Here is a 22834-nt window from a genome sequence, read left to right on the forward strand (position 1 = left end):
ACGTAAGTATAGGACCGATATACACAAATATCAAAAGCATAGCTAATTCTGCGATAAGACCTACTACTCCCAGTACTGTGAGTTGGAGGCCGATAATCATGAGTACAATGCACGTTCGATAGCGGTAGTTAAATCCACTCATATTAAGTAATTGATGTCTCTATTTAATAAAATTGTTTCTCCTGCATCCCTTTTCAACGTTAAGTCCGCACGCCCTACATAACGATCGACCGTTCCGGGTTCGACATCACGGCCGGGCAAAAAATCGGATTGCCAACTACCGGTAACGGAAATCCGGCTTTACGCTTAGTCCGACGCTTCCGCCGCCGCAATCGGCTCGAGCGCGATCTCGGCATCCACCTTTTTCTCGGCGGGTTCGCTTCGCTCACCCTTCTCGAAAAATCTGGACCAAAAAACCGCCTCGCTTCGCTCGGCAGCGATCAGTCCGACGCTTCCGCCGCCGCAACCGGCTCGAGCGCGATCTCCATCGCGACCCCGTCGACGTCCCACTCCTTGCGGTGGCCGTCCTCGACGGTCCGCAACTCGTCGGCTCGGACCTCCTCGCGGATCAGATCCTCGCGGTCCTCGACCAGCGAGGCCACGCGGTCGTCGTCGATCTCGACCTCGAGGACGATCCGCTCCTCGACGTCTAAGTCGAGCTCCTTGCGCATCTCCTGGACCCGGCGGATGACCTCGCGGGCGTACCCCTCGCTCTCGATGTCGTCGGTCAGCGAGGCGTCGACGTAGGCGACCCCGCGGTCGTCGCCGTCGAGCGAGAAGGCGGTGCCGGCGATGTCGTCGGGGGTCTCGGTGACGAAGGAGACCATCGATTCCTCGATCGACTCGCCGTCCTCGAGTACGTCCGAGATGGCCTCCTCGAGGGCCTCGAGATCCGGCTCGTCGATGCGGGCCTCGTTGAGCGCGTTCATCACCTGCCCGGCGCGGCCGCCGAAGGCCGGCCCGAGCTCGCTCATGTCCGCCTCGGCGCTGTACCGAAGCTCCTCCCAGCGGTTCTCGGCCGAGACGAGTTCGATCTCGCGGGCGTTGAGCCGATCCTCGAGCAGGTCGGTGTGGCGTTCGACCGCATCGGCGACGCGTTCGTCGTCGGCCGCGACGACGACCCGTGGGACGGGCCAGCGCAGCTTGCGACCGGCCTGCTGGCGGGCGTTGGCGCCGGCTTCCTCGATCGCTCGCAGGTAGGCGACGTCGTCCTCGAGCTGGTCGTCGACCCAGTACTCCTCGACGTCGGGCCAGTCGCACATGTGGACGGTGTCGTGCTCGGCCCCGCCGGTGAGGGTGCCGTAGATCTCGTCGCTGACGAACGGCGCGTAGGGAGCGAGCAGGGCGACCGTCTCGCGCAGGACGCGGTAGATCGTCGCGTAAGCGGCTTCTTTGGAGGCGCTGTCCTCTTCCTCCCACATGCGCTCGCGGACCGCCTGGACGTAGAATCGGGAGACGTCCTCGACGACGAACTCGAGCAGCGCATCGAGGGCCTTGTCCTGGCGGTAGTCCTCGAAGGCCTCGGTCATCTCGACTTTCGTCGACTGCAGCCGGGCGAGCACCCACTCGTCGATCAGCTCGAGGTCGTCGTCCACGTCCTCGAGGTCCGTCTCCCGGGGATCGAAGTCGTCTAACCGCATGTACGGCAGCGGGAACCGGAAGACGTTCCACAGCGTCCGGAGGGTGTCCTCCATCGTCTGCATGCCGTCCCAGGAGAAGCGCATGTCGTCGCCCTGCGGGTTGTTCGACAGCAGGAAGAGTCGCATGACGTCCCGGCCGTGGCGGTCGATCGCCTCGTGGGGGTCGATCAGGATGTCCTTAGACTTGCTCATCGCGCGGCCGTCGGGCATCAGCGCGTGGCCGTGCATCAACACTTCCTGGTAGGGGCTCTCGCCCAACGCCGCGGTGCCCATCCCCAGCTGGGACCAGAACCAGCCCCGGGTCTGGTCGTGGGCCTCGAGGATGAGGTCGGCGGGCCAGAGCTCGTCGAACCGGCTGTCGTCGGACGGGTAGTTCAGCGTCCCCCAGGAGGCCACAGAGGAATCCAGCCAGACGTCGAAGACGTCGGGGACGCGGGTGTACGTCCTCCCGTCCTCGGTGATCGTCAGCTCGTCGACGGTGTCCTTGTGGAGGTCGACGGAGTCGTACTCGATCTCCTGGTCGACGCGCTCGACGAGCTCCTCGCGGTCGCTGATCACGATCATCTCCTCGTCGTCGTCCCGGTCCTCGGGCGTCCAGACGGGAAGGGGGATCCCCCAGTAGCGCTGGCGGGAGACGTTCCAGTCGGGCGCGTCCTCGACGAAGTCGCGGAACCTGTTGTCCCGGGCCCACTGCGGGTGCCACTCGCTGTCCTCGATGTTGTCGAGCAGCTCCTCCTTGACGTCGGTGATCGTGATGAACCACTGGTCGGTGACGATCTGGACGATCCCCGTGTCACAGCGCCAGCAGTGGCCGTAGCTGTGGTGGACCGTTCCCGAGGACAGCATCGCCCCGTTGTCCTCGAGGTCGGCGATAATCTCCTCGTCGGCCTCCTTGACGAACTGGCCCTCGTACGCGCCGGCCTGGTCGGTGTAGACGCCGTCGCCGGCGACGGGACAGAAGATCGGCAGACCGAGTTCGCGACCCCGCCGGAAGTCCTCCTCACCGTGGCCGGGCGCGGAGTGGACGAGCCCGGTGCGGTCGGCCTCGACGTACTCGGCGTCGTAGATCTGGAGGGCGTCGTCGACCGCGACGTGGTCGGGCACCTCCTCGGCGAGGGGGTGTTCGTACTCCCAGCCGATCATCTCCTCGCCCGTAACGGTCTCGAGGACCTCGTAGTCGTCGTACCGGCCCTCCTTCAGCACGCCCTCGACGCACTCTTCGGCGACGTAGATGACTTCCTCCTCGCCGTCTTTCTCGGCTCGTACGCCCTGGTAGGTCAGGTCGGGATCGACCGCGACGAACGTGTTCGCCGGGATCGTCCACGGGGTGGTCGTCCAGATGACGACCGACCCCTCTCGATCGGCGAGGTCGAACTTGACGTAGATCGAGGGGTCCTCGACGTCCTCGTACTCGACCTCGTTGTTCGCGATGGCGGTCTCACAGCGGGGACACTGCGAGATCGAACGGTGGCCCTTCTCGACGAGACCGCGCTCGGCGGCCTTGGAGAACCCCCACCAGGCCGCCTCCATGTACTCGGGCTCGACGGTGCGGTAGGGGTCGTCCCAGTCCATCCAGACGCCGAAGTCCTGGAAGTCGGCCTGGAGCCCCTCGAGCTGTTCGTCGGCGTACTCCTTGCACTCCCGGATGAACTCGTCCTCGCCGAACTCCTCGATGTCCTTCTTGTTCTCGAAGCCGAGCCGTTCCTCGACCCGGGTCTCGATCGGCAGCCCGTGCATGTCGTAGCCGGGGCGATCGGTGACGTCGTACCCCTGCATCCGCAGGAAGCGGATGTAGACGTCCTTCAGGGACTTGTTCCAGGTCGTTCCCATGTGTGCCGATCCCGACGTGTACGGCGGGCCGTCGACGAAGAAGAAGGAGTCGCCGTCGGATCGGTGCTCGACCGTCTGTTCGTAGGCGTCGACGTCGTCCCAGTAGTCGAAAACCCGTTGCTCGAGCGCGTGGGGGTCGTACTGGTCGTCGACCTCGCCGAACCTGCTCATACCAGACGTAATTGCACGGGACGGTAAAGAGGAATCGATATTGCAGGTTCCGCTCGACGGGGATCGACGGCCCTCGCGGTCGCCATTGGCCTACGAAACGATGGAGAGCTTCCGGACACCCGTCGGCTTCGTGTCTACCATCCGAACGTAGATCAAACACTATATGTTTGATCCCTGTTGTACCCCGTATGGCGATCAGCAGTCTGGTCGGGCTCACGTTCGTCTTCGCGTTTCTGACGGCGGCGTCGTACGTCGGTACCCGGTTGGCGACGCGGGACATCGCACCGCGGGGACTGAACGGCGAGTACGCGCCCGAGGAGCGACCGGATGACGGGTGAGCGATCCGAAATCGGCGCCCGAGAGCCGAGCGAGGGGCGTTCCCTCGAGGCCCGCGACGCAGTCGGAGTCCTGCTCGACCGGGAGGTACTGAAACTCCTCGCGGTCGTCGTCGCCGGCTGGTGGATGCTCGAGGCGGGAGGGGCGGAGGCCGCGAATTCGCCGGGATTCCCGCACCTGCTGTACGAGGGGATCGGTGCGTTCACGACGCTCGTCGGCGCCGTTCTCCTCGTCGTCGGATCGCTCGCGTTGCTGGTCAAACTGGTCTACGAGGCGACGAAGCTGGCGGAACGGAGTTAGCTCGAGCGAACCGACGCGAGGACCTTCTGGTAGCCGATACCGTAGATGCCAGCGTAGAGCATGATCGCACCGAGGCCGGCGAGCCACAGCGCGACGACGGCCTCGCCCGAGCCGAAGTGCTGGAGGCTCGCGTACTCCGCGGCGAGTCCCCCGGCGGTCAGGACGGCCGCGGCGAGGACGTAGAACGACAGTGCAAGCGATTCGACGATGAGTTCGGAACCCATTGTCGTTCGGGAGTCCTCCGGCGAAGGTAAATCTATCCCTCGTTCGGTCTCGATCCGACCGGCCTATACGCCTCGAGGCCCGAACGAGCCCGTGCCAGCTTCGAACGACGATACCGACTCCGGCACCGTCCCGGGCCCGCCGTTTCCCGACTCGAGGAACGTCCTCGAACCAGACTGCCGGCGCTGTCCCGACCTCGCCGAGAACCGCAACTACATCTCGTGGGGTACCGGGCCGCTCGACGCCGACGTGCTCGTCGTCGGCGAAGCGCCCGGCCCCGGGAACCCCGACGCCGACCGCTGGAAGGGGGGCAACTGGACGGGCAAGGCCTACACCTCCAGACACTCCGGCCGGCGGATCCGACGAATGCTCGAGCAAGTCGGCCACGACGAACGGTCGTACTACACGAACGCGGTGAAGTGCTTTCCGGCGAGCGAGGAGGATCCGACGAGCAACCGCGAACCCACCGACGAGGAGCGGGCGAACTGTCGAGCCCACCTGGTGACGGAGGTCGAGACCCTTGAGCCCGACGTCGTCCTCGCGACGGGGAAACACGCGACGAAATCGGTGCTGGCGGCCGAGGAGCGAGGCCTCGAGGGGTTCATCGATTCGGTCCTCGAGCCCGTCCGCTGTGAGACGCTCGACACCTGGCTCGTGCCGATTCTGCATCCCTCCTACCAGGACGTCTGGATCGTCCGCATGGGGTACGAACCCGAGGAGTACCTCGCCGAGATCGGCGCGACGCTCGACGAACTCGTCGATGGCACCGATGCCTGAGCCCTTCGCCAGCCCCGACGCCTAAGCCCTTCGCCACTCAACTCGAGGTATGGCGGTTCGACACCGACTGACGAGCGTCGAAACGGTTCTCGAGGAGGGATCCTGGCTGTTTACGGTTCGGGACGGGCGCGGCGACGAGAAGGAGGTGATCCTCGTTCCCTGCGACGACGACGAGCGCGCCCCCGTCGAGGCGTGGGTCAACCGGTGTACCCACGAGAGCCAGCGCCTCCACCGCGAGGGCGTCGGCGCCGTGATCCGCGACGGCGGGATCGTCTGTCCGAAACACGGCTCGGTGTTCGAGAGCTGCTCGGGCTACTGTGACAACGGCGAGGCCGCGAACACGACGCTTGTCGACGTCGGGATCGAGGTCGAGGACGGGGAGGTGTACCTGACCGACGACGACGTCAGCTTCCTTCGGGATGGTGGAGCGAACGAGGACCAGGGCGGACCGAGTTCGACCTCCCACATCCAGTTCTGAGCGCCGATCAGCGCGACGGCGGCGTCGATTCGCCGACTGCGGGCAGCGCGAGCGAGAACGTCGCCCCCTCGCCGGGCTCCGAGTCCACCCAGATCTCGCCGCCGTGACGTTCGGCGATCCGCTCACAGAGCGCGAGCCCGATCCCCGTTCCCTCGTACTGCTCGTGGCTGTGCAGGCGGTCGAAGACGGAGAACACGCGCTCGCTGTTCTCGGACTCGATCCCGATCCCCTCGTCGTGGACCGAGACGACCCACCGCTCTCCCCGTCGTCTCGCGTCGACGTGGATCCGCGGGGAATCGTCGCCGCTGTAGGTGATCGCGTTGTCCAGCAGGTTCTGAAAGACCTGGCGCAGCTGGTCCGGATCGCCATCGACGCGGGGCAGCTCCTCGACCGTGATCTCGGCGTCGCTCTCTTCGATCGCGAGCTGGAGGTCCTCGCGAACGTCGTCGAGCACCGCGTTCAGATCCGTCGACTCGAAGGGATCGCCCTGGGCTTCGACCCGAGAGTACGCGAGCAGCCCCTCGATCATGTCGCGCATTCGGTCGGCGCCGTCGACCGCGTACGCGAGGAACTCCTCGGCGTCCTCGTCGAGGTCGTCGCCGTAGCGGCGATCGAGTAGCTGCAGATAGCTCGTGATCATTCGCAGGGGTTCTTGCAGGTCGTGAGAGGCCGCGTAGGCGAACTGCTCGAGCCGCTCGTTCGACGCCTGAAGCGCCCGCTCGCGCTCCTCGTACTCGAGTTCGTAAGCGACCCACTGGGCCATCAGGTGGTGGAACGTTCGCTCCGCGTCCGAGAACGGACGGTCCCGCGACTCCGAGGAGACGAAAAAGAACGTCCGATCGGGTCCGTTCTCGAGCTCGATCCGCGTTCCAAGATAGCTCTCGAAGCCGAGTTCACGGTAGGCGAGGCTGTCCTCGAACCCCGCGCGCTCGGGGTCGGTAACCTCGGCCGTCCGCTCGCCGTTGGCTGCCAGTCGGCAGTACGTCTCCGACAGCGGGGTCTGCGTGCCGGGATCGAGGCGTTCGTGGTCGCCGCTTGCGGCCTCGACCTCGAACGTGTCGGTCGACAGATCGATTCGGGCTACCCCCCCAAGCTCGAGATCGAACCGCTCGCAGCCGAGGTCGAACACCCGCTGGAGCTTCTCGTCGAACGGCTCGTCCGGATCCGCCGCGATCTCGTACAGTGCGCGCTCGTACTCCTCGCGCTGGAGCTGCTCGAGCTGACCTTCCACCCACTGTCCCATCAGTCGGGTGAACGCCTCCTCCTCGTCGGTAAACCCGTCCGCCCGTCGGTCCGACGAGACGAAAAAGAACGTGCGGTCGGCGCCGGCGTCGGTTTCGACGTAGGTGCCGAGGTACGACTGCAGCCCGAACTCCTCGTAGACGACCGCGTCGCCGTACCCGTCCGACTCCGGATCGTCGACACACTCCGACGGCTCGACGCCGACGGTGCCGGCACAGAACGTCTCCGAGAGCGGGAGCTCGACGCCGGGCTCGAGATACTCGTGGTCCTCGCTGGCGTACTCGACCTCGAACCGGTCGCGCTCCGCATCGACGCGAGCCATCGCGCCGAGTTCGAGACCGAACCGCTCGCAGCCGAGGTCGAACAGCCGCTGGAGCTGCTCGCCGAACGACGCGTCGGGATCGGCCGTAATCTCGTTTTGGCGCTCGAGGAATCGGCGGCGCTTCCCGAGTTCGGCCCTGGCTTCGGTGCGGTCGACCAGCGTCCCCATCATTCGATCGAGCTCGCGCTCCGGCTCGTCGGGGCCGAAAACCTCCGCGGGCGGCGTGTAGTAGAAGTTCTGACAGACCGTCCCGTCGTAGATCAGGTGGGGGTGGGTCTCGATGACCTCGCGAAGGACCGACGGCGGAAACCGCTGGCGGTCGTACTGACAGAGCGCGATCCCGTTGTCGTCGAGCAGGAGACGGTTGAGTTTGCTCTCGTACTCGACGAGCGCCTCGACGGAGGCGTCGCGCAGTGCCCAGCTCATCTCGCTGACGATTCGGAACCCGTCGTACTCCTCGGTGGCGTTCGCGATGGCGTCCTCGAGGACGGCGATCGCGTCGTCGGGATCGAACGACCCGTTTCGGAGAAACGAGTCCGCTGCGGTGTGGATCGCGAGCGCACCCGAGTCCAGCGCGGCGTCGACGTCGACGCCCGCGTCCCGGAGTCCCTCGAGGATCGCCGTAGGCTCGGTTTCGTCCGCGACGTACACGCACCGCTCCCCGCGTTCGAGGCCGCGTTCGACGAACGGGATCACCGTCGAGAGCTGTTCGGTGCGGGACTCGTGGACGAGCGCGAGGTGGTCGTACGAGTCGTGCTCGTCTGCCGGGTCGATCGGGCCCGAGAACTCCGAACCCGCCCGGAGCGCCTCGAGGCCGTCCTCGAGTCCCAGATCGTCCGCGTGGTTAGGTGAGTGGATCATGATACGTACGCGACGGTGTCTGTCGGCGGTTCGACGGGTCTGCGCTGCGAGAGGGCGATCGAGATCCCGGAGGGCCACGTTTTCGGCGGTCGCGATCGGTGTCGGGAAGGAACAAACACAGGAGGATAAGATTCGGGGTTGAATACGCTCCGTGCCGAACGACGGGTCGTGACGCCGTCGGGACCTCGGCACGGAACGCGCAGACGATGATTCGGCGACGGAACTCGCGGCTGCGTCTCGACGGTGCCCGCGTCTCCACAGGTAACCTTCTTACGGCGAGCCGACACACACTGGCGTATGGGTACGATCTTTACGCAGATCGTCGAGGGAGAGATCCCGGCACGCATCGTGTACGAGGACGAGACGACGGTCGCCTTCCTCGACGCCAACCCGCTGGCGCCGGGGCACACGCTGGTGATCCCGAAAGACGAGTACGAGCGACTGAACGACGTCCCCGACGACGTCGCGACGGAGCTCTACGCGACGATCCACAGACTGGTTCCCGCCGTCGAGGAAGCCGTCGACGCCGACGCCTCGACGGTCGCCTTTAACAACGGCGAGGAAGCCGGCCAGGAGGTGCCCCACGTTCACTGCCACATCGTTCCCCGGTTCGAGGGCGACGGCGGCGGCCCGATCCACGGCATCGCGGGCGAGGCGCCCGATCTCGCCGACGACGAACTCGACGACATCGCCGGCGAGATCGAGTCCCGAAGCTGAGCCGGCCGTGACAGTTTTGATCCCCTCGCTCGAGGGTCGCGTATGGGAGTTCCCGACGTCGGCGCTCGGCTGCGAGCCAACCCCGTCGCAGCGACGATCGAACTCGCGAGCGTCTGCATCGCCGCGCTGTTGCTCGTCGGCACCGTCTCGCTGCTGCTGGGCGGGCTCCCGATCGTCGCCGAGTGGCCCTGGCTGCTGATTATCGGCGTCGGCGCCGCGTTCGTCCTCTTCTGGACGGTCCTGGTCCCGGCGTACGAGCGGACCCTACAGTAGGGTTCCCAGCAGTACGTCGCCGTAGGTGAGCGCGACGACGAGTCCGAGAAACAGCGGGACGAGGAAGGGCATCCCCGGCGAGATCCAGACCCGATCGCGGGTCGCCAGCGTCTCGAGCCCCGCTCGAAGCTCCGCCGGCGACGTTCCGTAGGCCGTGCCCTCGATATCCTCGAGGAACGCCTCGGCGCCCCAGGGGTCGTCGTACTCGCGCGATCGGTCGCCCCCGTCCCGAACCGGCTCCTCGAGAGTGAGGCCGGCGTCACCGACGGACTGGTCGACGACGGCGCCGTCGGTCGGCGGGTTCGGCTCGTCGGGAAGCGTCGCGGGATCCCGGAACCGATCGGGCTGCCCCCGAAGTCGTGCGAGCGTCAGGCCGCGCCACCGGAGGTACATCCGAAGGGCGTCGAGGTCGAGTCCGCCACCCCCGTCCTCGCCGGGCGCCGAGAGCAGTTTGCCGTGGGCCGTCGGCACCCGCTCCCAGGGAACGGGTCGGCCGACGAAGGCGAGCCGTGTGAGGCGACCGGCGGCGACGTTTCGGACCGCCAGGGCGAGCGGAATCGCGAGCGCGACGACGACGGCGTTGGTCAGGATGACGAACGAGAACGCTCCGACCGGCGACGCCGCGACGGGGATCGTCCAGATGCCGAGTACGTACTGCGGCGTCGTCGGGAACAGCAGGGCGAGTACCAGCAGCGCCTTCCCGTCCGCGCCGCCGAAGGCACCGAACCACCAGCACAGGTACGCGAAGGGGACGACGAAGCCGAGGCTGATCGCTGCGGGGACGAGAAACTCGGACTGCCAGACGGCGGGACCGGCCGCCCGGGCTACGAGGGCGTCCCACAGCAGGAGGACGCCACCGAGCATCGCGAGCGGGATCCAGAGCGAACTCGAAATCCGCCTGGTTCTGACGTCGCGAACGGCCGCCCAGCCGAAGACCGGAACGGCGAGGAGCCTGAGCAGATCCGGAACCGTCGCGACGTCGAGGGGTGTCACAACCGGGTACTCTCGAGCGCGTCGGCGTTATCTTTTCGGCCCCGGAGTCAGTTGCTTCCTCATAAGTTCAAGTAGATAAGAAGTGGATGAAACGGACCGCTCGTACCGAACGAAGCGATTCGCTACCGGACAGTGCTGCTCGGGGACTCAGCCCCTCGTTTCGTTTGCAGCGACGAGACGCCCCCGCTCGGACTCGTCGGCGTCGAACAGGGCAATCCGATCCCGCGGGAGTTCGACCACCACTCGATCGCCTGCCGTCGGCGGGTCGTCGGTGATCTCGGCGACGAGTTCGCCACCGGTTTCGGTTCGGACGGTCACGTCGTACCGGCGACCGACGTCCGTGACGGCCGCGACCTCACCCGGGATCGAAGGCATCGTCCCATCGGTTCCGGCGTCTGCAGAGGGGGTGAGCAACAGATCCTCCGGACGGACGTGACACGTGACCGACGCTCCCGCGGGCGGCGAACGGGCGCTGCTCCGCAGCGTGATCTCCTGTCCGCTTAGCGTGACGGTCGGCGGCTCTCGAGCGACGACGGTCGCCGGGAGCGCGTTCGATCGGCCGAGAAACGACGCCACGAACGGGGTCGGCGGCGATTCGTACAGCGTCCGGGGAGTCCCGTCGCCGGAGATCCGACCGTCGTCCATCACGATGAGTCGGTCGGCGAGCGCCATCGCCTCCGCCTGATCGTGGGTGACGAACAGGGTCGTGACCCCGGTTTCGTCCTGGATACGGGCGATCTCCGCCCGGAGCCGTTCGCGGAGCGCTCGATCGAGCGCCGACAGCGGCTCGTCGAGCAACAGCACGTCCGGCTGCGGGGCCAGCGCACGGGCCAGTTCGACCCGACGCTGTTGTCCCCCGCTCAGTTCGGCGGGGTACGCGTCCAATTGATCGCGGAGGGCGACCAGCTCGAGGTACTCTACGACCAGTTCCGCCCGTTCTCGAGCGTCGGTATCGCGGGACGCGAGGCCGTAGGCGACGTTCTCGCGGACGGTCATGTGGGGATACAGCGTCGACTCCTGGAAGACGACGCCGACGCGGCGCGCTTCGGGCGGCTGGTCGGTGACGTCCCGGTCGCGAAGGCGGACTCGCCCCGCCGTCGGGCGAACGTGGCCGGCGATCGCCTGTACGATCGTCGTCTTTCCGCAACCGGAGGGACCGAGCAGCGCGACGAGTTCGCCCTCCTCGAGCCCGAGCGAGACGTCGTCGACCGCCAGCTCGTCGCCGTACCGGTGGGTCAGCGCCTCGAGTTCGAGGATCATCGGTCGATCACCGTCGGCACGCGGCCGAACCGCTGGACCGCCGCGAGGACGACCAAGGTAATGGCGAGCAGCGCCAGCGCGAGCGGAACGATCGCGTCGATACCGCCGGCGATGAACTCCACCCAGATCCGCGTCGGCATCGTCCGCGGGTTGTACGCCACCATCATCGTCGCGCCGAACTCGCCGATCGCCCGCGCGAACGTCAGGACGATCCCCGCGACGATCGCGCCGCGAGCCAGCGGCAGCGAGACGTTCCAGAACGTCGAGAGCGGGCCGTAGCCAAGCGACCGGGAGGCCTGCTCGAGTCGTTCGTCGACCGCGCCGAACCCGGCTCGAGCGGTGATGATGACGAACGGCGCGGCGACGAACGTCTGTGCGAGGATCACGCCGAGCAGGCTGTCGGTGAGCGGGATGCCGACCGCCGCGGCGGCGCCGCCGATGGGAGTGAACCGACCGACGGCGGTGAGCAGCATCGCGCCGCCGACGACTGGCGGGACGATCAGCGGCAGGATTACCAGCGCCTCGACGAGTCGCTTGCCGACGAACGACCTGCGGGCAAGCACGTAGGCGAGCGGAACCCCGAGGACGGTCGAAATCGCCGTCGAGATCGGGGCCGTGAGCAGCGAGTTGCGGATCGCCACCCGGGCCTCCGGCGTCGACAGCTCCCCGACGACGTCGACCGCCCCGGTGCGGGCCAGGAACGCGACGAACGGGATCGCGAAGTAGACGAGGACGAGCGTACCGAGCAGTGCGGGAACGAGCAGCTCAGGCAGTCGGCTCGAGCGCCGGGTCGGGAAGCGCCTGGCGAGGCTCATACGTCGATCGCCTCCGGGAGGTCGCCCTCGGGGCGCGGGAGGCTGTCGCCGACGGTCAGCCCCGCCTCGACGAGCAGGTCGGATTCGTCGGCGAGAAACTGAACGAGGTCGTGACCCGCATCGGGGTCGTCGGCCTCGTCGTTCACCGTGGCGTTGTACAACACTGGCCGCCCCTCCGCAGTGTACCCCTCCTCGTCGGTCGTGAACTCGACCGTCGCGTAGTGGTCGGCCAGTTCGGGCTCCGCGAAGTTGTACGCGTCCGGAAACTCGAGGAAGGGGATGTCGTGATCGACAGCCATGTTGTGATAGACGACAGAGGCGGCTCGAGAGCCGCTCTCGACGCCGGCCATCATCTGGGGCTCCTCGGGTTCCTGGTAGACGAGTTCCAGCAGCTCGTCGCGGAGGCCCTCGATTTCGTACTCGTTTTCGGCCAGTTCGAACGCCTGGACGGCGCGATAGCCGAGCGGATCGAGATCGGGGTCGCCGATCGAGACGTCGCCCTCCTCGGTCGCGAGCATCAGCTCGTGCCAGGGCTCGCCGTTCTCGAGGCCCCGTCCGAACGTCGTCTCCTCGTCGTAGCCGATGCCGACGCTGTTGGTCGCGAACTCGACGTCCCAGTCGGTGAACTCGCCGTACAGCCGATCTCGAAGGAGGGTCGAGTCGGCGCTGACGATGACGTCGGGATGTTTGGTCCGGTCCTCAACCATCCGCATCACCGCGTTCGCCCCGTAGTACTCGCCGTGTATCTCGACCCCGGTTTCGTCCTCGAACGCCGGCCCGACGTGATCTTCGAAGGTGTGAGCGAGGCTGCCGGCCGCCAGGACGTTCACCGACGTCGCGTCGCTTCCGAGGCAGCCCGCCGCGGTCGTGCCGACGAGACCGCCCGTTGCGGCGAGAACCGAGCGGCGGCTCCGAAGACCGCTGCCGTTCCCCTCGTCTCGAATCATATTTCATACTCTGTGTACGTCCAGTATGAAACCTCGTACAGTTTCTTACTGGCTAAGAAGAAACTGAAAGTGGTTACCGCTCCGCCGATGCCAGGGCTCGAGCAAGGAGAATTGGTCACACCGATCCTCGAGCTATAGGATCGGTGTTAGGAAGTGTTACCGTTGATTCCCGCCCGACGGAATCGGACGGACTCGCGCTGCGAGCTTCGGAGCGGCTGCTGGGTCCTGGAGCGGCCAGTGGGAGGAACGACCGATCGGTACGCGGATGGATCCATCACAGAGCGTCGTCTGTCGGACCTGTAAATAAAAGCGAAATCCGGGGTCCTCGTGGGCGATTAAATGACGCGGTTCTGCAGGTAGTCGAGGTGTTTCGCGTTGTAGACGATCTGAACCTCGTCGGTCTCGGCGGAGCCGATACAGGTCAGACGGACGTTCTTGTCCTCGACTTCCTCGTCCGAGAGGATCTGCTGCATGTCCATGTCGATCTCGCCCTCGTAGACGATCGCTGCGCAGTTCGCGCAGGCGCCCGCACGGCAGGAGAAGGGCCAGTCGTAGCCCTGCGCCTCGGCGGCCTCGAGAATGTACTCGCCCTCGGCGACGTCGAGGGTTCCGTAGTCCTCCTCGTCGAGGCCGGCGTCGGCGGCCTGACCGAAGAGGTCGTCGTCGTCCATTTCCCAGCCCTGGTCGTCCAGCACTTCGTAGTTGAGGTATTCTACCGTGGGCATCACACGACGGTTCGAGGCCCGCCTTGGTATAGCTTGCTGTTCGATCCGAGCCGTTGCCGGCTACTGCAGGCGTCTACCACATAATTACGGAAGCGGGGGGAAGATCGGGTCGCTCGATGAGGGAAACTCGAGCGAGCGGCGCGCGCCCGAGCGCCGAGGCGCGATCAGAGGCCGAAGATCGGAACGAACCGGAACGTCAGAAACGCGCCGACGGTCGAGATGATGGGCACGACGTTCTGCATCAGGACGACGCGGGCCGTCGTCGAGGGGTCGAAGAGGTCGGAGGCCTGCGGGATGTCCGCGGGTTCCTCCTCGCCGATGCTCGGGGAGCGTTCACCTTCCTCCTCGGCGGTCAGGGCGCCGACGGAGACCCTGGTTTCCTCGCCGGCCCTGGCGTCCGAGAGTGTCGTCGTTCGGGTGGCTCGGCCCCAGCCCAGTCCGATGATGCTCATCGTCGCGATGACGACGAAACTCGCGGGAATGCCGATCCACGAGAGCCCGATAACGATCCCCGAGCTGATGACCGCGACGACGATCGCGGCGGTCAACGGGAGATTCGTGATGTCGTTGCCGAGCGTGTCGAGCGTCCGTCGGGCGATGGTGAAACAGCCGACGGCGACGGCCGCGGAGCCGATCAGAATCAGCGGTATCATATCGATGTCGCCGGTGCCGTAGATCGGCGCGATCGCGTTGGCGATGTTGCTCGTCCCCGAGGAGAAGGCCATCAGACAGCCGATTCCGACGACGACCAGCGCACCCGTGATCTCGCGGCGATCGGCGTCGTCCCCGAACTGGAGCCGCGGGGCGAACCCCGATCGGTCGACCGTTATCATCTCGCGTCCTTCCCGATTGCCCTGGATGGCGACCCAGGCGTTGATCTGCGGGTAAAAGTACCGGCCGACGACGCCGGCCACCCAGAACCCGATGATCGGAGCGACGACCCACCAGATCACGATCTCGCCGAGGACGGCAAAGTCGAGCTCCCCGGTCGCCAGACCGAGCGCGGCGATCGCCCCGACCGCGGTCATCGACGTCGAGGCGGGGACGCCGGCGTAGTTGCCGACGAATAGCGCGCCGCCGATGAAGAAGAGAACGGCGACGTTCGAACGCATCGTAAAGATCGCCGTGTCGGTGACCAGTTCCTCGCCGAGCGTGTCGACGACGTTCGGGCCGATAGTGATCGCTCCGACGAAAAAGAAGATCGACATCAGCGCAGCCGCCATGAGCTTCGTGATCACGTTCGCGCCGACGGCCGGTCCGAACGCGGGTCCCGTCGTCGCGCCGCCGATATTATAGCCGACGAACATCGCAACGAGAAGCCCCACGATAAGCAGTACTTCTGTCACAGTACTAGCCACAGGATCCGTCCGTAAAAGCACGCCTATTTGCGGCGTACCCGGCGACCATACCCGCCTCGAGTCGACACTGTCACCAGTCTGTCTCGAAACAGTACGGGTTCGTTGCGAAGACCGTCGGTGTTCCGCACGGAAGCAAAGCGACGCTTCGAAACGGCCGTGATACCGGACAGTTCGCTCGGCATCGGGGGAGTACCCAAACCACTCCTTCGGCGGTCCGTGAGAGGGTTCGATCCTAAAGAACTTCAACAGTCACTCCCTGGAATACAGTATCATGTACGCCGGTCAGAAACTCGTCTCGAGGAATCGTCAGGGAGGTCCCGGAACGGGTCCAGGGGGGGATGCCGGGGTCGTTACCAACGAGCGTTCGAAAACCGTCCGATCCACGCGTGTCGGTGGCGGTCGGCTATGCTAAACCCGGTCCGGGTCGACGCGGCCGTCGACCTCGCCTACGGAGCGCTGATCGCACTCTCGATCGTGCTGATTATGGTGCTCGGAACGAACGTCGGAATCGCGTTCGGAATCGGCGTGTTCGCCTCGTACGTTGTCCACGTCGTCTGGAAGATGGCGCGCTTCGATCCCGATTGGATGACCACAGCCGTTCAGGAATCGGTCGAAGAGAGTGTCGGCGAAACCGTCGAGGAGACCGTCGAGAAAAGCGTCGGCGAAACCGTCGAGGAACGGGTCGGCGAAACCGTCGAAGAGACCGTCGAGAAAAGCGTCGGTGAAACCGTCGAGGAACGGGTCGGCGAAACCGTCGAAGAGACCGTCGAGAAAAGCGTCGGTGAAACCGTCGAGGAACGGGTCGGCGAAACCGTCGAAGAGACCGTCGAGAAAAGCGTCGGTGAAACCGTCGAGGAACGGGTCGGCGAAACCGTCGAAGAGACCGTCGGAGAGACCGTCGAAGAACGGGTCGGCGAAACCGTCGAGCGGCGAGTCGGCGAGACCGTCGAAGAGGCCGTCGAGCGGACCGTCGGCGAACGACTCGAGGAGATCCAGGCGGAGGTCAAAGCCGTCGACGAACGGATCGATCGGCGACCTCGAGAGGACGAAATCGAGGAACTGCTCGAGGACGACGGCGAGGAGACGGAGCGTGACGACGACGGCGAGCAGGTAGAGCACACCGACGACAACTGATCGACGTTCGAACGGGCGCGCTGCGGTTTCCGCGGCCGTTCGGTCGGCTCGCTGCGTGAACGGTCACCGAACGACGACCACGGGGACCGGCGATTGGTGGACGACCTTCTTTGCGACGTTGCCGACGTAGAGGTTGTCGGCGAGCGTCCCGCCGTGACTGCCGATAACGACCGTCTCGTAGTCGCCGGCGCGGTTGATTATCGCGCGAACCGGGTGGCCCAGATCGTAGATCGTCTCGATTTTCGCGTCGCCGTCGGCGTCCGAAGCGATCTCCCGCGCTCGATCGAATATCGACTGCGCGGATTCCTCCGCCGCTTCCTCGAGATCGTCGGCGAGCGCGAGCCCAGTCGCCGCCCCCCACATCGACGACGGTTCGCCCACGACGGTCAGAACGGTTATTTCGGCGTTCGGATACACCTCGAGGGCGTACTCGAGTGCGTGTTCGCTCATCTCCGAGTCGTCCATCGGAACGAGAACGCGTGAGACCATGCGCGATCTACGTCGGGGTCGCGAATAAACCCGGAGGGAGTCAGACCAGCTCGAGGGTGGTAAAGAAGCCGTAGGCGAGCGCCGTCGACATCGACGGGCCGATGATCCACATCGAGAGGTACTTTACGACCGCTTGCGGGTTGAACAGGTCGCTCGCCTCGAGAGCCTGTTCGGACTCGGCCTCGCCGATCGACGTGACCGGCGCGTCCGGCTCCGCCCGCAGCGCCCCCATCGAGAGCTCGGCGTCGGAGTCGCCGCGAATCGCCTCCCGGGCCGTGATCGGACGGGTCGCTCGCCCCCAGCCGAGACCCACGATCGTCATCACCGACCCCATCACGAGACTGATCGGGATACCCGCCCACGAGAGGGCGGTCGTGATCGTCGAGGCAGTGATCATGACGATCAGCGCCGCGAGCAGCGGAATGTCGCTGAGCTCGCCGCCGACCGACTCCATCGTTCGTCTGGCGATCGTAAAGCCCCCGAACCCGATCGCGACCGTCGCGAGGACGATCGCGGGCTCCTCGGAAAGCGCGCCGCTGCTGACCAGCGGCGCGACGGCGTTGGGGACGTTGCTCGCACCGGCGCTGAACGCCATGTAGCAGCCGACGACGAAGACGACGACCGTCCCCGCGAGTTCCTGGAACGTCGTGTTCGGACCGAACGCGGGGAGCGGAACTGAACCGCTGCGATCGAGGACGAGCAACGGTCCCGCCGAGTTACGGATCTCGAATCGCCGGTTGAGCTCCGGGTACACGTACCGGCCGATGGTCGCGCCGACCCAGAAACCGATGACCGGCGTGACGACCCACCACGTGATGATCCAGCCGATAACTTCGAAATTGAGCGTGTCGGTCGCCAACCCGAGCCCCGCGATCGCGCCGACGGTCGTCATCGACGTCGGAACCGGGACGCCGAAGACGTTCGCGACGAGGATACCGAGCCCGATGAAAAAGAGGACGGCCACCCCCGCGGTGAGCGAGATCTCGATCGCGATGATGTCGCCGGCCAGCGTGTCCATAACGTTCCGGCCGACGGTCCACCCGCCCAGAAAGACGAAAAACGTCATCAGTGCCGCCGCAGTCGTCTTTCCGAGGATTCCGGCCCCGACCGCAGGCCCCCACGCGATCCCGGTCGACGAGCCGCCGATGTTGAAGCCGACGAACAGCGAGGCGACGATCCCGACCACCAACACGGTTTCGATCATCAGTGGATGGAACCGGCGTCCTCGAGAAACAAATATTGTATCGGACCGATCCCGTCTGTAACCGTCGGCACACCGCTGGCGACTCCCGGTCGGCTCAGACGCCCCAAAAGTACGCGATGCCGAACACGGTGACGATCGACAGCAGCAGCTGTAGCGGCGCGCCGACCCGGAAGTAGTCGGTGAACCGGTACCCCCCTGGACCGTAGACGAACAGGTTCGTCTGGTAGCCGATCGGGCCCAGGAAGGAGGTGCTGGCGGCGAAGGTCACCGCGAAGACGAACGCGAGCGGGTTGGAACCGATCCCCGCCGCCGCGGCCGCTCCGACCGGAACCATCAGGACGACGCTCGCATTGTTGCTAACGACCTCCGTGATCAGGCCCGTGACGATGTAGAACAGCCAGAGGACGGCGATCGTCGGCAGGAAGCCTGCCGTCGAGACGACCAGCCACGCGAGGTAGGCCGCGGCGCCCGATCCCTCGAGGGCGATCCCCAGCGGGATCACGCCCGCCAGCAGGAAGATGACGTCCCACTCGACGGCGTCGTACAGTTCGTTGGGCTCGAGGACGCCGGTGACGACCATCGCGACGACGCCCGCGAGCGACGACAGGAGGATGGGATACAGCTCGAGGGCGGCAACGGCGACGACGCCGATCATGATCGCGACGGCGATGGGCGCCTTGTCGGCGCGGTAGTCGGGACGAGGGGGTTCGCGGGCGACGATGACGTCCTCCCGGCGCGAGAGGCGATCGAGCGTCTCCGGCGGAGCCTGGACGAGCAGCGTGTCGCCGACGTCGAGTCGTCGGCCGACGATCCGTTCGTTGACGAGTTCGCCGCGGCGCCGAAGCCCGAGGACGGCCGCGCCGAACTCCTCGCGGAACGACTCCGGGTCGAGGCGCTCGCCGACGAGCCGGGAGTCGAGCGAGACGACCAGCTCCGTGACGATCCCCGTCTCGTCGTCCGTCGAGAGGTCGACCACCGAGTCGGGCTTGCCGACGTGTTCGACGCCGTCGAGGTCCTCGAAGGCCGTGATCGCCGCCCGTTCGGTGCGGACGACGAGGACGTCACCCTCCCGCAGCTGGGCGTCCTGTCTGGGAGCGACCGAGCGATCCCGATCCCGGACGACCTGAACGACGTCGACGTCCGAACCGATCGGTCGCGTCGCCGACGGTCTCGCCGGCCAGGGGAGAGCCGGGAACCACCGCGACCTCGGCGATGTAGTCGCCGACGGCGTATTCCTCTAAGTAGTCCGCCCGCGGGGGCACTCGCTCGGGGATGAGGTAGTGGCCGACGACGATCAGGTACAGCGCGCCGGTGACGACGACGATCGCACCGAACTGGGTGAACTCGAACATCGAGAAGGCGTGGAGCTCGGGGTACTCCTCGCCCAGTCGGCCGCTGATGTCGCTCGCGAGCAGGTTCGTCGACGTGCCGATCAGCGTGAGCATTCCCCGACCTGGGAGGCGTACGACAGCGGGATCAGCAGTTTGGAGGGCGAGGTTCCGCCCCGGTTCGCGACGTCGGTGACGACCGGGACGAGCAGGGCGATGATCGGCGTGTTGTTCAGAAAGCGCGAGGCGGGGCTCGTCGCGAGCACGGTCGCGAACAGCTGTTTGTGGATGCTGTCGCCCGCGTAGGCGGCCATCCGTCGGCCGAGTTCCTAGACGAGTCCCGTGCGGGCGACCCCGCCGCTCAGGATCAGCATCGCGAGCACGGTGATCGTCGCGTCGTTCGAAAAGCCCGAGACGCCGGTGCTCGGATCGACCCCGGTCCAGGGCTCGAGCACGACCAGCACGACGATGAGCAAGATTGCGGTGACGTCGATCGGCAGCCGTTCAGTGAGAAAGAGAACGAGCGCGAGGGCGACGACGCCGAGGACGACGAGGATGTCCGTCGTCAGCTCCGGCTGGGTCGTCACGCCCTGGGCGAGCACCAGGGGCTCCGACAGACTGCGTTCCCACTCACACCCGATAGGTAACAGTTCCGACGGACGCCGGACGGTCGGCGTTCGATGGCGGTCGCCGAAACCGTCGCCTTTACTCGCCTCGGCCGCCGACCCGAATAGCATGACAGCCGACGCGAGCGACGACGAGTTCGAGGTGATCCCCGCGGTAGACGTCCAAAACGGCGAGGTCGTCCAGCTGGTCCAGGGCGAGCGCGGCACCGAGAAGACGTACGGCGACCCCGTCGAGGCCGCCGAGCGCTGGATCGACGCCGGCGCCGAGACGCTCCACCTCGTCGACCTCGACGGCGCCTTCGAGGGCGAGCGGACCAACGCCGACGCGATCGACGCGGTGATCGACGCCGTCGACGTTCCCACGCAGCTGGGTGGCGGGATCCGAACGGCCGACGACGCCGTCGACCTGCTCGAGCGCGGCGTCGATCGGGTCATCCTCGGAACGGCGGCCGTCGAGAACCCGAATATCGTCGCCGAGATCAGCGAGGAGCATCCCGACAGCGTGGTCGTCAGCCTCGACGCGAAAGACGGCGAGGTCGTCGTCGAGGGCTGGACCCAGGGCGCCGGCGTGACACCCGTCGAGGCCGCCGAACGCTACGCGGAGCTCGGCGCGGCTGCGATTCTCTTTACGAACGTCGACGTCGAGGGCCAGCTCGAGGGCGTCGCTACCGATCCCGTCGAGGAGCTGGTCGCGGCGACCGAGATTCCGGTGATCGCCAGCGGCGGGGTCGCGACCCTCGAGGACGTGCGGGCGCTCGAGGAGGCCGGCGCGGCCGCCGTCGTGGTCGGCAGCGCGCTGTACGAGGGCAACTTCACGCTCGAGGAGGCGCAAGCGGTAGTCGCCGAGGACTAACCGTGCCCATCGGCTACGACTTCCAGAACGCCGGCGTGAGCAGAACGAGCACCGGGATGATCTCGATGCGGCCGATCCACATCATGATCACCATCACGGCTCGAGAGGTGACCGAGAAGCCGGCGTAGTTGTCGAGCGGGCCGGCCCGCTCGAAGGCGGGGCCGATGTTGAGGAAGATCGACGCCGAGGCGCCCATCGCCTCGAACTCGCCGACGGGGTCGCTGGTGCGAGCCGCGTCGACGACCACGAAGATCGTCAGCAGGAAGAAGATCACGAGCGTGAGCAGGATGTAGGCGTAGATGTCCCGCACCGTCTCCTCGTCGACGACCTCGTTGCCGAGCCGAAGCGGGCGGACCGCCTCCGGATGAACCGACGTGAAGAGGCTCCGCCGGAACGCCTTCAGCGTCACCAGCCAGCGTAACGACTTGATCGAGCAGGTCGTCGACCCGGCCATTCCCCCGATAAACATGCAGAGAAACAGCAGATGCTTCGCGCCGGGACCCCAGAGGTCGAAGTCCGTCGACGCGTAGCCGGTCGTCGTCACCAGCGAGGCGACGTTGAACACCCCGTGGCGGATCGTCGGCTCGAGACCCGTGTTGACGTCGGGATCCAGCAGGAGAATCGCCACGACCAGCGCGGCGAAAAACGCCAGCACGCCGACGTAGAAGCGAAACTCCTGGGACTCGAGCGGGCGGCGGTAGTCGCCCTGCGTGACGTAGTACAGCAGGACGAAGTTCGTCGATCCCAGCACCATGAAGGGGATGATCGCCCACTGGACGGCCGGCGAGAAGGCGCCGGCGCTGTCGGGTTCGGGCGAGAAACCCGCGGTGGCGACGCTGGTCATCGCGTGGGAGACGGCGTTGAAGGGATCCATATTGGGTCCGAGTCCCGCGAGGTGGAGTCCGTAGAACGTCGCGGCCGCGAGCAGCGTGAGGCCGACGTACAGCCCCCAGATGAGCCGGGCGGTGTCGCCGATGTGTGGACGGAGTTTGCGGACGTTTCGGGTTTGGGACTCGGTCTCCATCAGCTGGGCGCCACCGACCATCAGGTTCGAGAGCAGTCCGATCGCGACGATCAGGATACCGAGTCCCCCGAGCCACTGGATCAGCTGGCGCCAGAGCATGATCGCACGCGACTGGTTCTCGAAGTCCCAGCCGCTCATCACGGTCGCACCCGTCGTCGTGAGCCCGCTTGTGCTCTCGAACAGGGCGTTGACCGGGCCGCCAACCCCGCCGTAGAACGCCGATTGCGGACCGGCCGCGAGCCCGGCCAATAGGAAGGGGACGGCGCCGACCGCCGCAACCCCGAGCCAGGTGATCGCGACCATCAAAAACGCCTCCCGCTGGCCGAGCGAGCGCTCCTCGGAGAGGGACTCGAGTGCGAGTCCGATCGCCGCCGTGACGACGATCGCGACCAGAAACGGAATCGGGTCGTCGCCGTCGAACACGGCGAGCGCCAGCGGAGCCGCTAACGGAACGGCGAGCCACTTGAGCACCGTTCCGGTGAGGCTACAGCTCGAGCGCCAGTCGACGCGGATCGTCACGTGTACCCGACGGTGTGAGAGGAGGGAAGATAATCGGTTCGGAACGGAAGCAGAGCGATGAATCCCTCTCACGCGGACGCGTTCGAGCGGAGGGAGGATTCAGTCCTGGTTGTGTTCGTGCCCGACGTAGAGTGTGAGGACGTTGACCCCGAGCAACACGGAGAACGCGAGCAGGACGTTCGGATCTCCGAGGCCACGCGCGAGCAGCGGGAGGTGGACGAACGGGAGGGTGATCGCGGCCCAGAACGCGACGAACTGGGCGGGGCCTTTGACCGAGCGAACGAATCGACGACGGTATCGCTCGGGCGTGGACGCGTCCGGGTCGGCGGGCGTAATCGATTCGTTCGGAAGCGGGGAGTGGTTCGGCATGGCCAGGAACTACCTCTTTGT

General features: G+C 66.1%; 21 protein-coding genes and 1 pseudogene. 8 read left to right on the forward strand and 14 right to left on the reverse strand.

Features of this window, described 5'->3' with window-relative positions:
• Nucleotides 1–440: 440 nt before the first annotated feature.
• A complete protein-coding gene (gene ileS / locus ACFEMD_RS09230; protein ID WP_394740723.1) occupies nucleotides 441–3641 on the reverse strand; it encodes an isoleucine--tRNA ligase in 3201 nt (1066 codons plus the stop codon).
• Nucleotides 3642–3829: 188 nt separating this feature from the next.
• On the opposite strand from ileS, the gene ACFEMD_RS09235 reads away from it, so the two are divergent.
• Together ACFEMD_RS09235 and ACFEMD_RS09240 are read left to right on the forward strand one after the other, a co-directional pair.
• Nucleotides 3830–3979, forward strand: a complete 150-nt coding sequence (locus ACFEMD_RS09235) for a hypothetical protein (RefSeq protein WP_394740724.1) — start codon at nucleotides 3830–3832, stop codon at nucleotides 3977–3979.
• Nucleotides 3969–4277 (forward strand): hypothetical protein, encoded by a 309-nt coding sequence (locus ACFEMD_RS09240; RefSeq protein ID WP_394740725.1) that lies wholly within the window; start codon nucleotides 3969–3971, stop codon nucleotides 4275–4277. Before ACFEMD_RS09235 ends, ACFEMD_RS09240 begins: the two co-directional genes overlap by 11 nt.
• On the opposite strand, the gene ACFEMD_RS09245 is transcribed toward ACFEMD_RS09240, so the two are convergent.
• Nucleotides 4274–4501 (reverse strand): hypothetical protein, encoded by a 228-nt coding sequence (locus tag ACFEMD_RS09245; RefSeq protein ID WP_394740726.1) that lies wholly within the window; start codon nucleotides 4499–4501, stop codon nucleotides 4274–4276. The two genes, ACFEMD_RS09240 and ACFEMD_RS09245, sit on opposite strands and share 4 nt — an antisense overlap.
• Before the next feature lie 91 nt (nucleotides 4502–4592).
• Here ACFEMD_RS09245 and ACFEMD_RS09250 point away from each other — a divergent pair, with 91 nt between their 5' ends.
• A complete protein-coding gene (locus tag ACFEMD_RS09250) occupies nucleotides 4593–5276 on the forward strand; it encodes a uracil-DNA glycosylase (protein WP_394740727.1) in 684 nt (227 codons plus the stop codon).
• A 49-nt stretch (nucleotides 5277–5325) separates the two neighbouring features.
• A complete protein-coding gene (locus ACFEMD_RS09255; protein ID WP_394740728.1) occupies nucleotides 5326–5754 on the forward strand; it encodes a Rieske (2Fe-2S) protein in 429 nt (142 codons plus the stop codon).
• A gap of 7 nt (nucleotides 5755–5761) precedes the next feature.
• On the opposite strand, the gene ACFEMD_RS09260 is transcribed toward ACFEMD_RS09255, so the two are convergent.
• Nucleotides 5762–8179 carry an MEDS domain-containing protein gene (locus tag ACFEMD_RS09260; RefSeq protein ID WP_394740729.1) on the reverse strand — a complete coding sequence of 806 codons (2418 nt, stop codon included), beginning with the start codon at nucleotides 8177–8179 and terminating at the stop codon, nucleotides 5762–5764.
• Between the two features lie 297 nt (nucleotides 8180–8476).
• Here ACFEMD_RS09260 and ACFEMD_RS09265 point away from each other — a divergent pair, with 297 nt between their 5' ends.
• Both ACFEMD_RS09265 and ACFEMD_RS09270 read left to right on the forward strand, forming a co-directional pair.
• On the forward strand, nucleotides 8477–8896 hold the full coding sequence (locus tag ACFEMD_RS09265) for an HIT family protein (protein WP_394740730.1): 420 nt from the start codon (nucleotides 8477–8479) through the stop codon (nucleotides 8894–8896).
• Nucleotides 8897–8938: 42 nt separating this feature from the next.
• Nucleotides 8939–9169 (forward strand): hypothetical protein, encoded by a 231-nt coding sequence (locus ACFEMD_RS09270; RefSeq protein ID WP_394740731.1) that lies wholly within the window; start codon nucleotides 8939–8941, stop codon nucleotides 9167–9169.
• Here ACFEMD_RS09270 and ACFEMD_RS09275 read toward each other — a convergent pair.
• The 6 genes from ACFEMD_RS09275 to ACFEMD_RS09300 all read right to left on the reverse strand — a co-directional run bounded on the left by ACFEMD_RS09275 (nucleotide 9161) and on the right by ACFEMD_RS09300 (nucleotide 15255).
• On the reverse strand, nucleotides 9161–10162 hold the full coding sequence (locus ACFEMD_RS09275; RefSeq protein WP_394740732.1) for an A24 family peptidase: 1002 nt from the start codon (nucleotides 10160–10162) through the stop codon (nucleotides 9161–9163). The genes ACFEMD_RS09270 and ACFEMD_RS09275 overlap by 9 nt on opposite strands.
• A gap of 147 nt (nucleotides 10163–10309) precedes the next feature.
• Nucleotides 10310–11422, reverse strand: a complete 1113-nt coding sequence (locus ACFEMD_RS09280; protein ID WP_394740733.1) for an ABC transporter ATP-binding protein — start codon at nucleotides 11420–11422, stop codon at nucleotides 10310–10312.
• The gene (locus tag ACFEMD_RS09285; RefSeq protein WP_394740734.1) at nucleotides 11419–12237 is read right to left on the reverse strand and encodes an ABC transporter permease; all 819 of its coding nucleotides are present in this window, start codon (nucleotides 12235–12237) and stop codon (nucleotides 11419–11421) included. Before ACFEMD_RS09285 ends, ACFEMD_RS09280 begins: the two co-directional genes overlap by 4 nt.
• Nucleotides 12234–13184 (reverse strand): extracellular solute-binding protein, encoded by a 951-nt coding sequence (locus ACFEMD_RS09290; protein ID WP_394740735.1) that lies wholly within the window; start codon nucleotides 13182–13184, stop codon nucleotides 12234–12236. Before ACFEMD_RS09290 ends, ACFEMD_RS09285 begins: the two co-directional genes overlap by 4 nt.
• Nucleotides 13185–13519: 335 nt before the next feature.
• Entirely contained in the window at nucleotides 13520–13909 is a 390-nt protein-coding gene (gene fer / locus ACFEMD_RS09295; protein WP_252488644.1) for a ferredoxin Fer, read from the reverse strand.
• Nucleotides 13910–14073: 164 nt separating this feature from the next.
• Nucleotides 14074–15255, reverse strand: a complete 1182-nt coding sequence (locus tag ACFEMD_RS09300; RefSeq protein ID WP_394740736.1) for an inorganic phosphate transporter — start codon at nucleotides 15253–15255, stop codon at nucleotides 14074–14076.
• A gap of 417 nt (nucleotides 15256–15672) precedes the next feature.
• On the opposite strand from ACFEMD_RS09300, the gene ACFEMD_RS09305 reads away from it, so the two are divergent.
• Nucleotides 15673–16401 (forward strand): hypothetical protein, encoded by a 729-nt coding sequence (locus tag ACFEMD_RS09305; RefSeq protein ID WP_394740737.1) that lies wholly within the window; start codon nucleotides 15673–15675, stop codon nucleotides 16399–16401.
• A gap of 63 nt (nucleotides 16402–16464) precedes the next feature.
• On the opposite strand, the gene ACFEMD_RS09310 is transcribed toward ACFEMD_RS09305, so the two are convergent.
• The 3 genes and pseudogenes from ACFEMD_RS09310 to ACFEMD_RS09320 form a co-directional block, all read right to left on the reverse strand.
• On the reverse strand, nucleotides 16465–16890 hold the full coding sequence (locus tag ACFEMD_RS09310; RefSeq protein ID WP_394740738.1) for a universal stress protein: 426 nt from the start codon (nucleotides 16888–16890) through the stop codon (nucleotides 16465–16467).
• 40 nt (nucleotides 16891–16930) lie between these two features.
• Nucleotides 16931–18094 (reverse strand): inorganic phosphate transporter, encoded by a 1164-nt coding sequence (locus ACFEMD_RS09315; protein ID WP_394740739.1) that lies wholly within the window; start codon nucleotides 18092–18094, stop codon nucleotides 16931–16933.
• Nucleotides 18095–18188: 94 nt separating this feature from the next.
• A pseudogene (locus ACFEMD_RS09320) lies at nucleotides 18189–20039 on the reverse strand (SLC13 family permease).
• A gap of 118 nt (nucleotides 20040–20157) precedes the next feature.
• Here ACFEMD_RS09320 and hisA point away from each other — a divergent pair.
• Nucleotides 20158–20901 carry a 1-(5-phosphoribosyl)-5-[(5-phosphoribosylamino)methylideneamino]imidazole-4-carboxamide isomerase gene (gene hisA / locus ACFEMD_RS09325; protein WP_394740740.1) on the forward strand — a complete coding sequence of 248 codons (744 nt, stop codon included), beginning with the start codon at nucleotides 20158–20160 and terminating at the stop codon, nucleotides 20899–20901.
• 13 nt (nucleotides 20902–20914) lie between these two features.
• Here the strand turns inward: hisA and ACFEMD_RS09330 are convergent, their stop codons facing one another.
• Nucleotides 20915–22444: a TrkH family potassium uptake protein gene (locus ACFEMD_RS09330; RefSeq protein WP_394740741.1), complete on the reverse strand. Its 1530-nt coding sequence runs from the start codon at nucleotides 22442–22444 to the stop codon at nucleotides 20915–20917.
• 99 nt (nucleotides 22445–22543) lie between these two features.
• A complete protein-coding gene (locus tag ACFEMD_RS09335; protein ID WP_394740742.1) occupies nucleotides 22544–22813 on the reverse strand; it encodes a hypothetical protein in 270 nt (89 codons plus the stop codon).
• Nucleotides 22814–22834 lie beyond the last annotated feature (21 nt).

Origin of the sequence: Natronococcus roseus, from assembly GCF_043677095.1 — an archaeon.
GTDB classification, from domain to species: Archaea; Halobacteriota; Halobacteria; order Halobacteriales; family Natrialbaceae; genus Natronococcus; species Natronococcus roseus.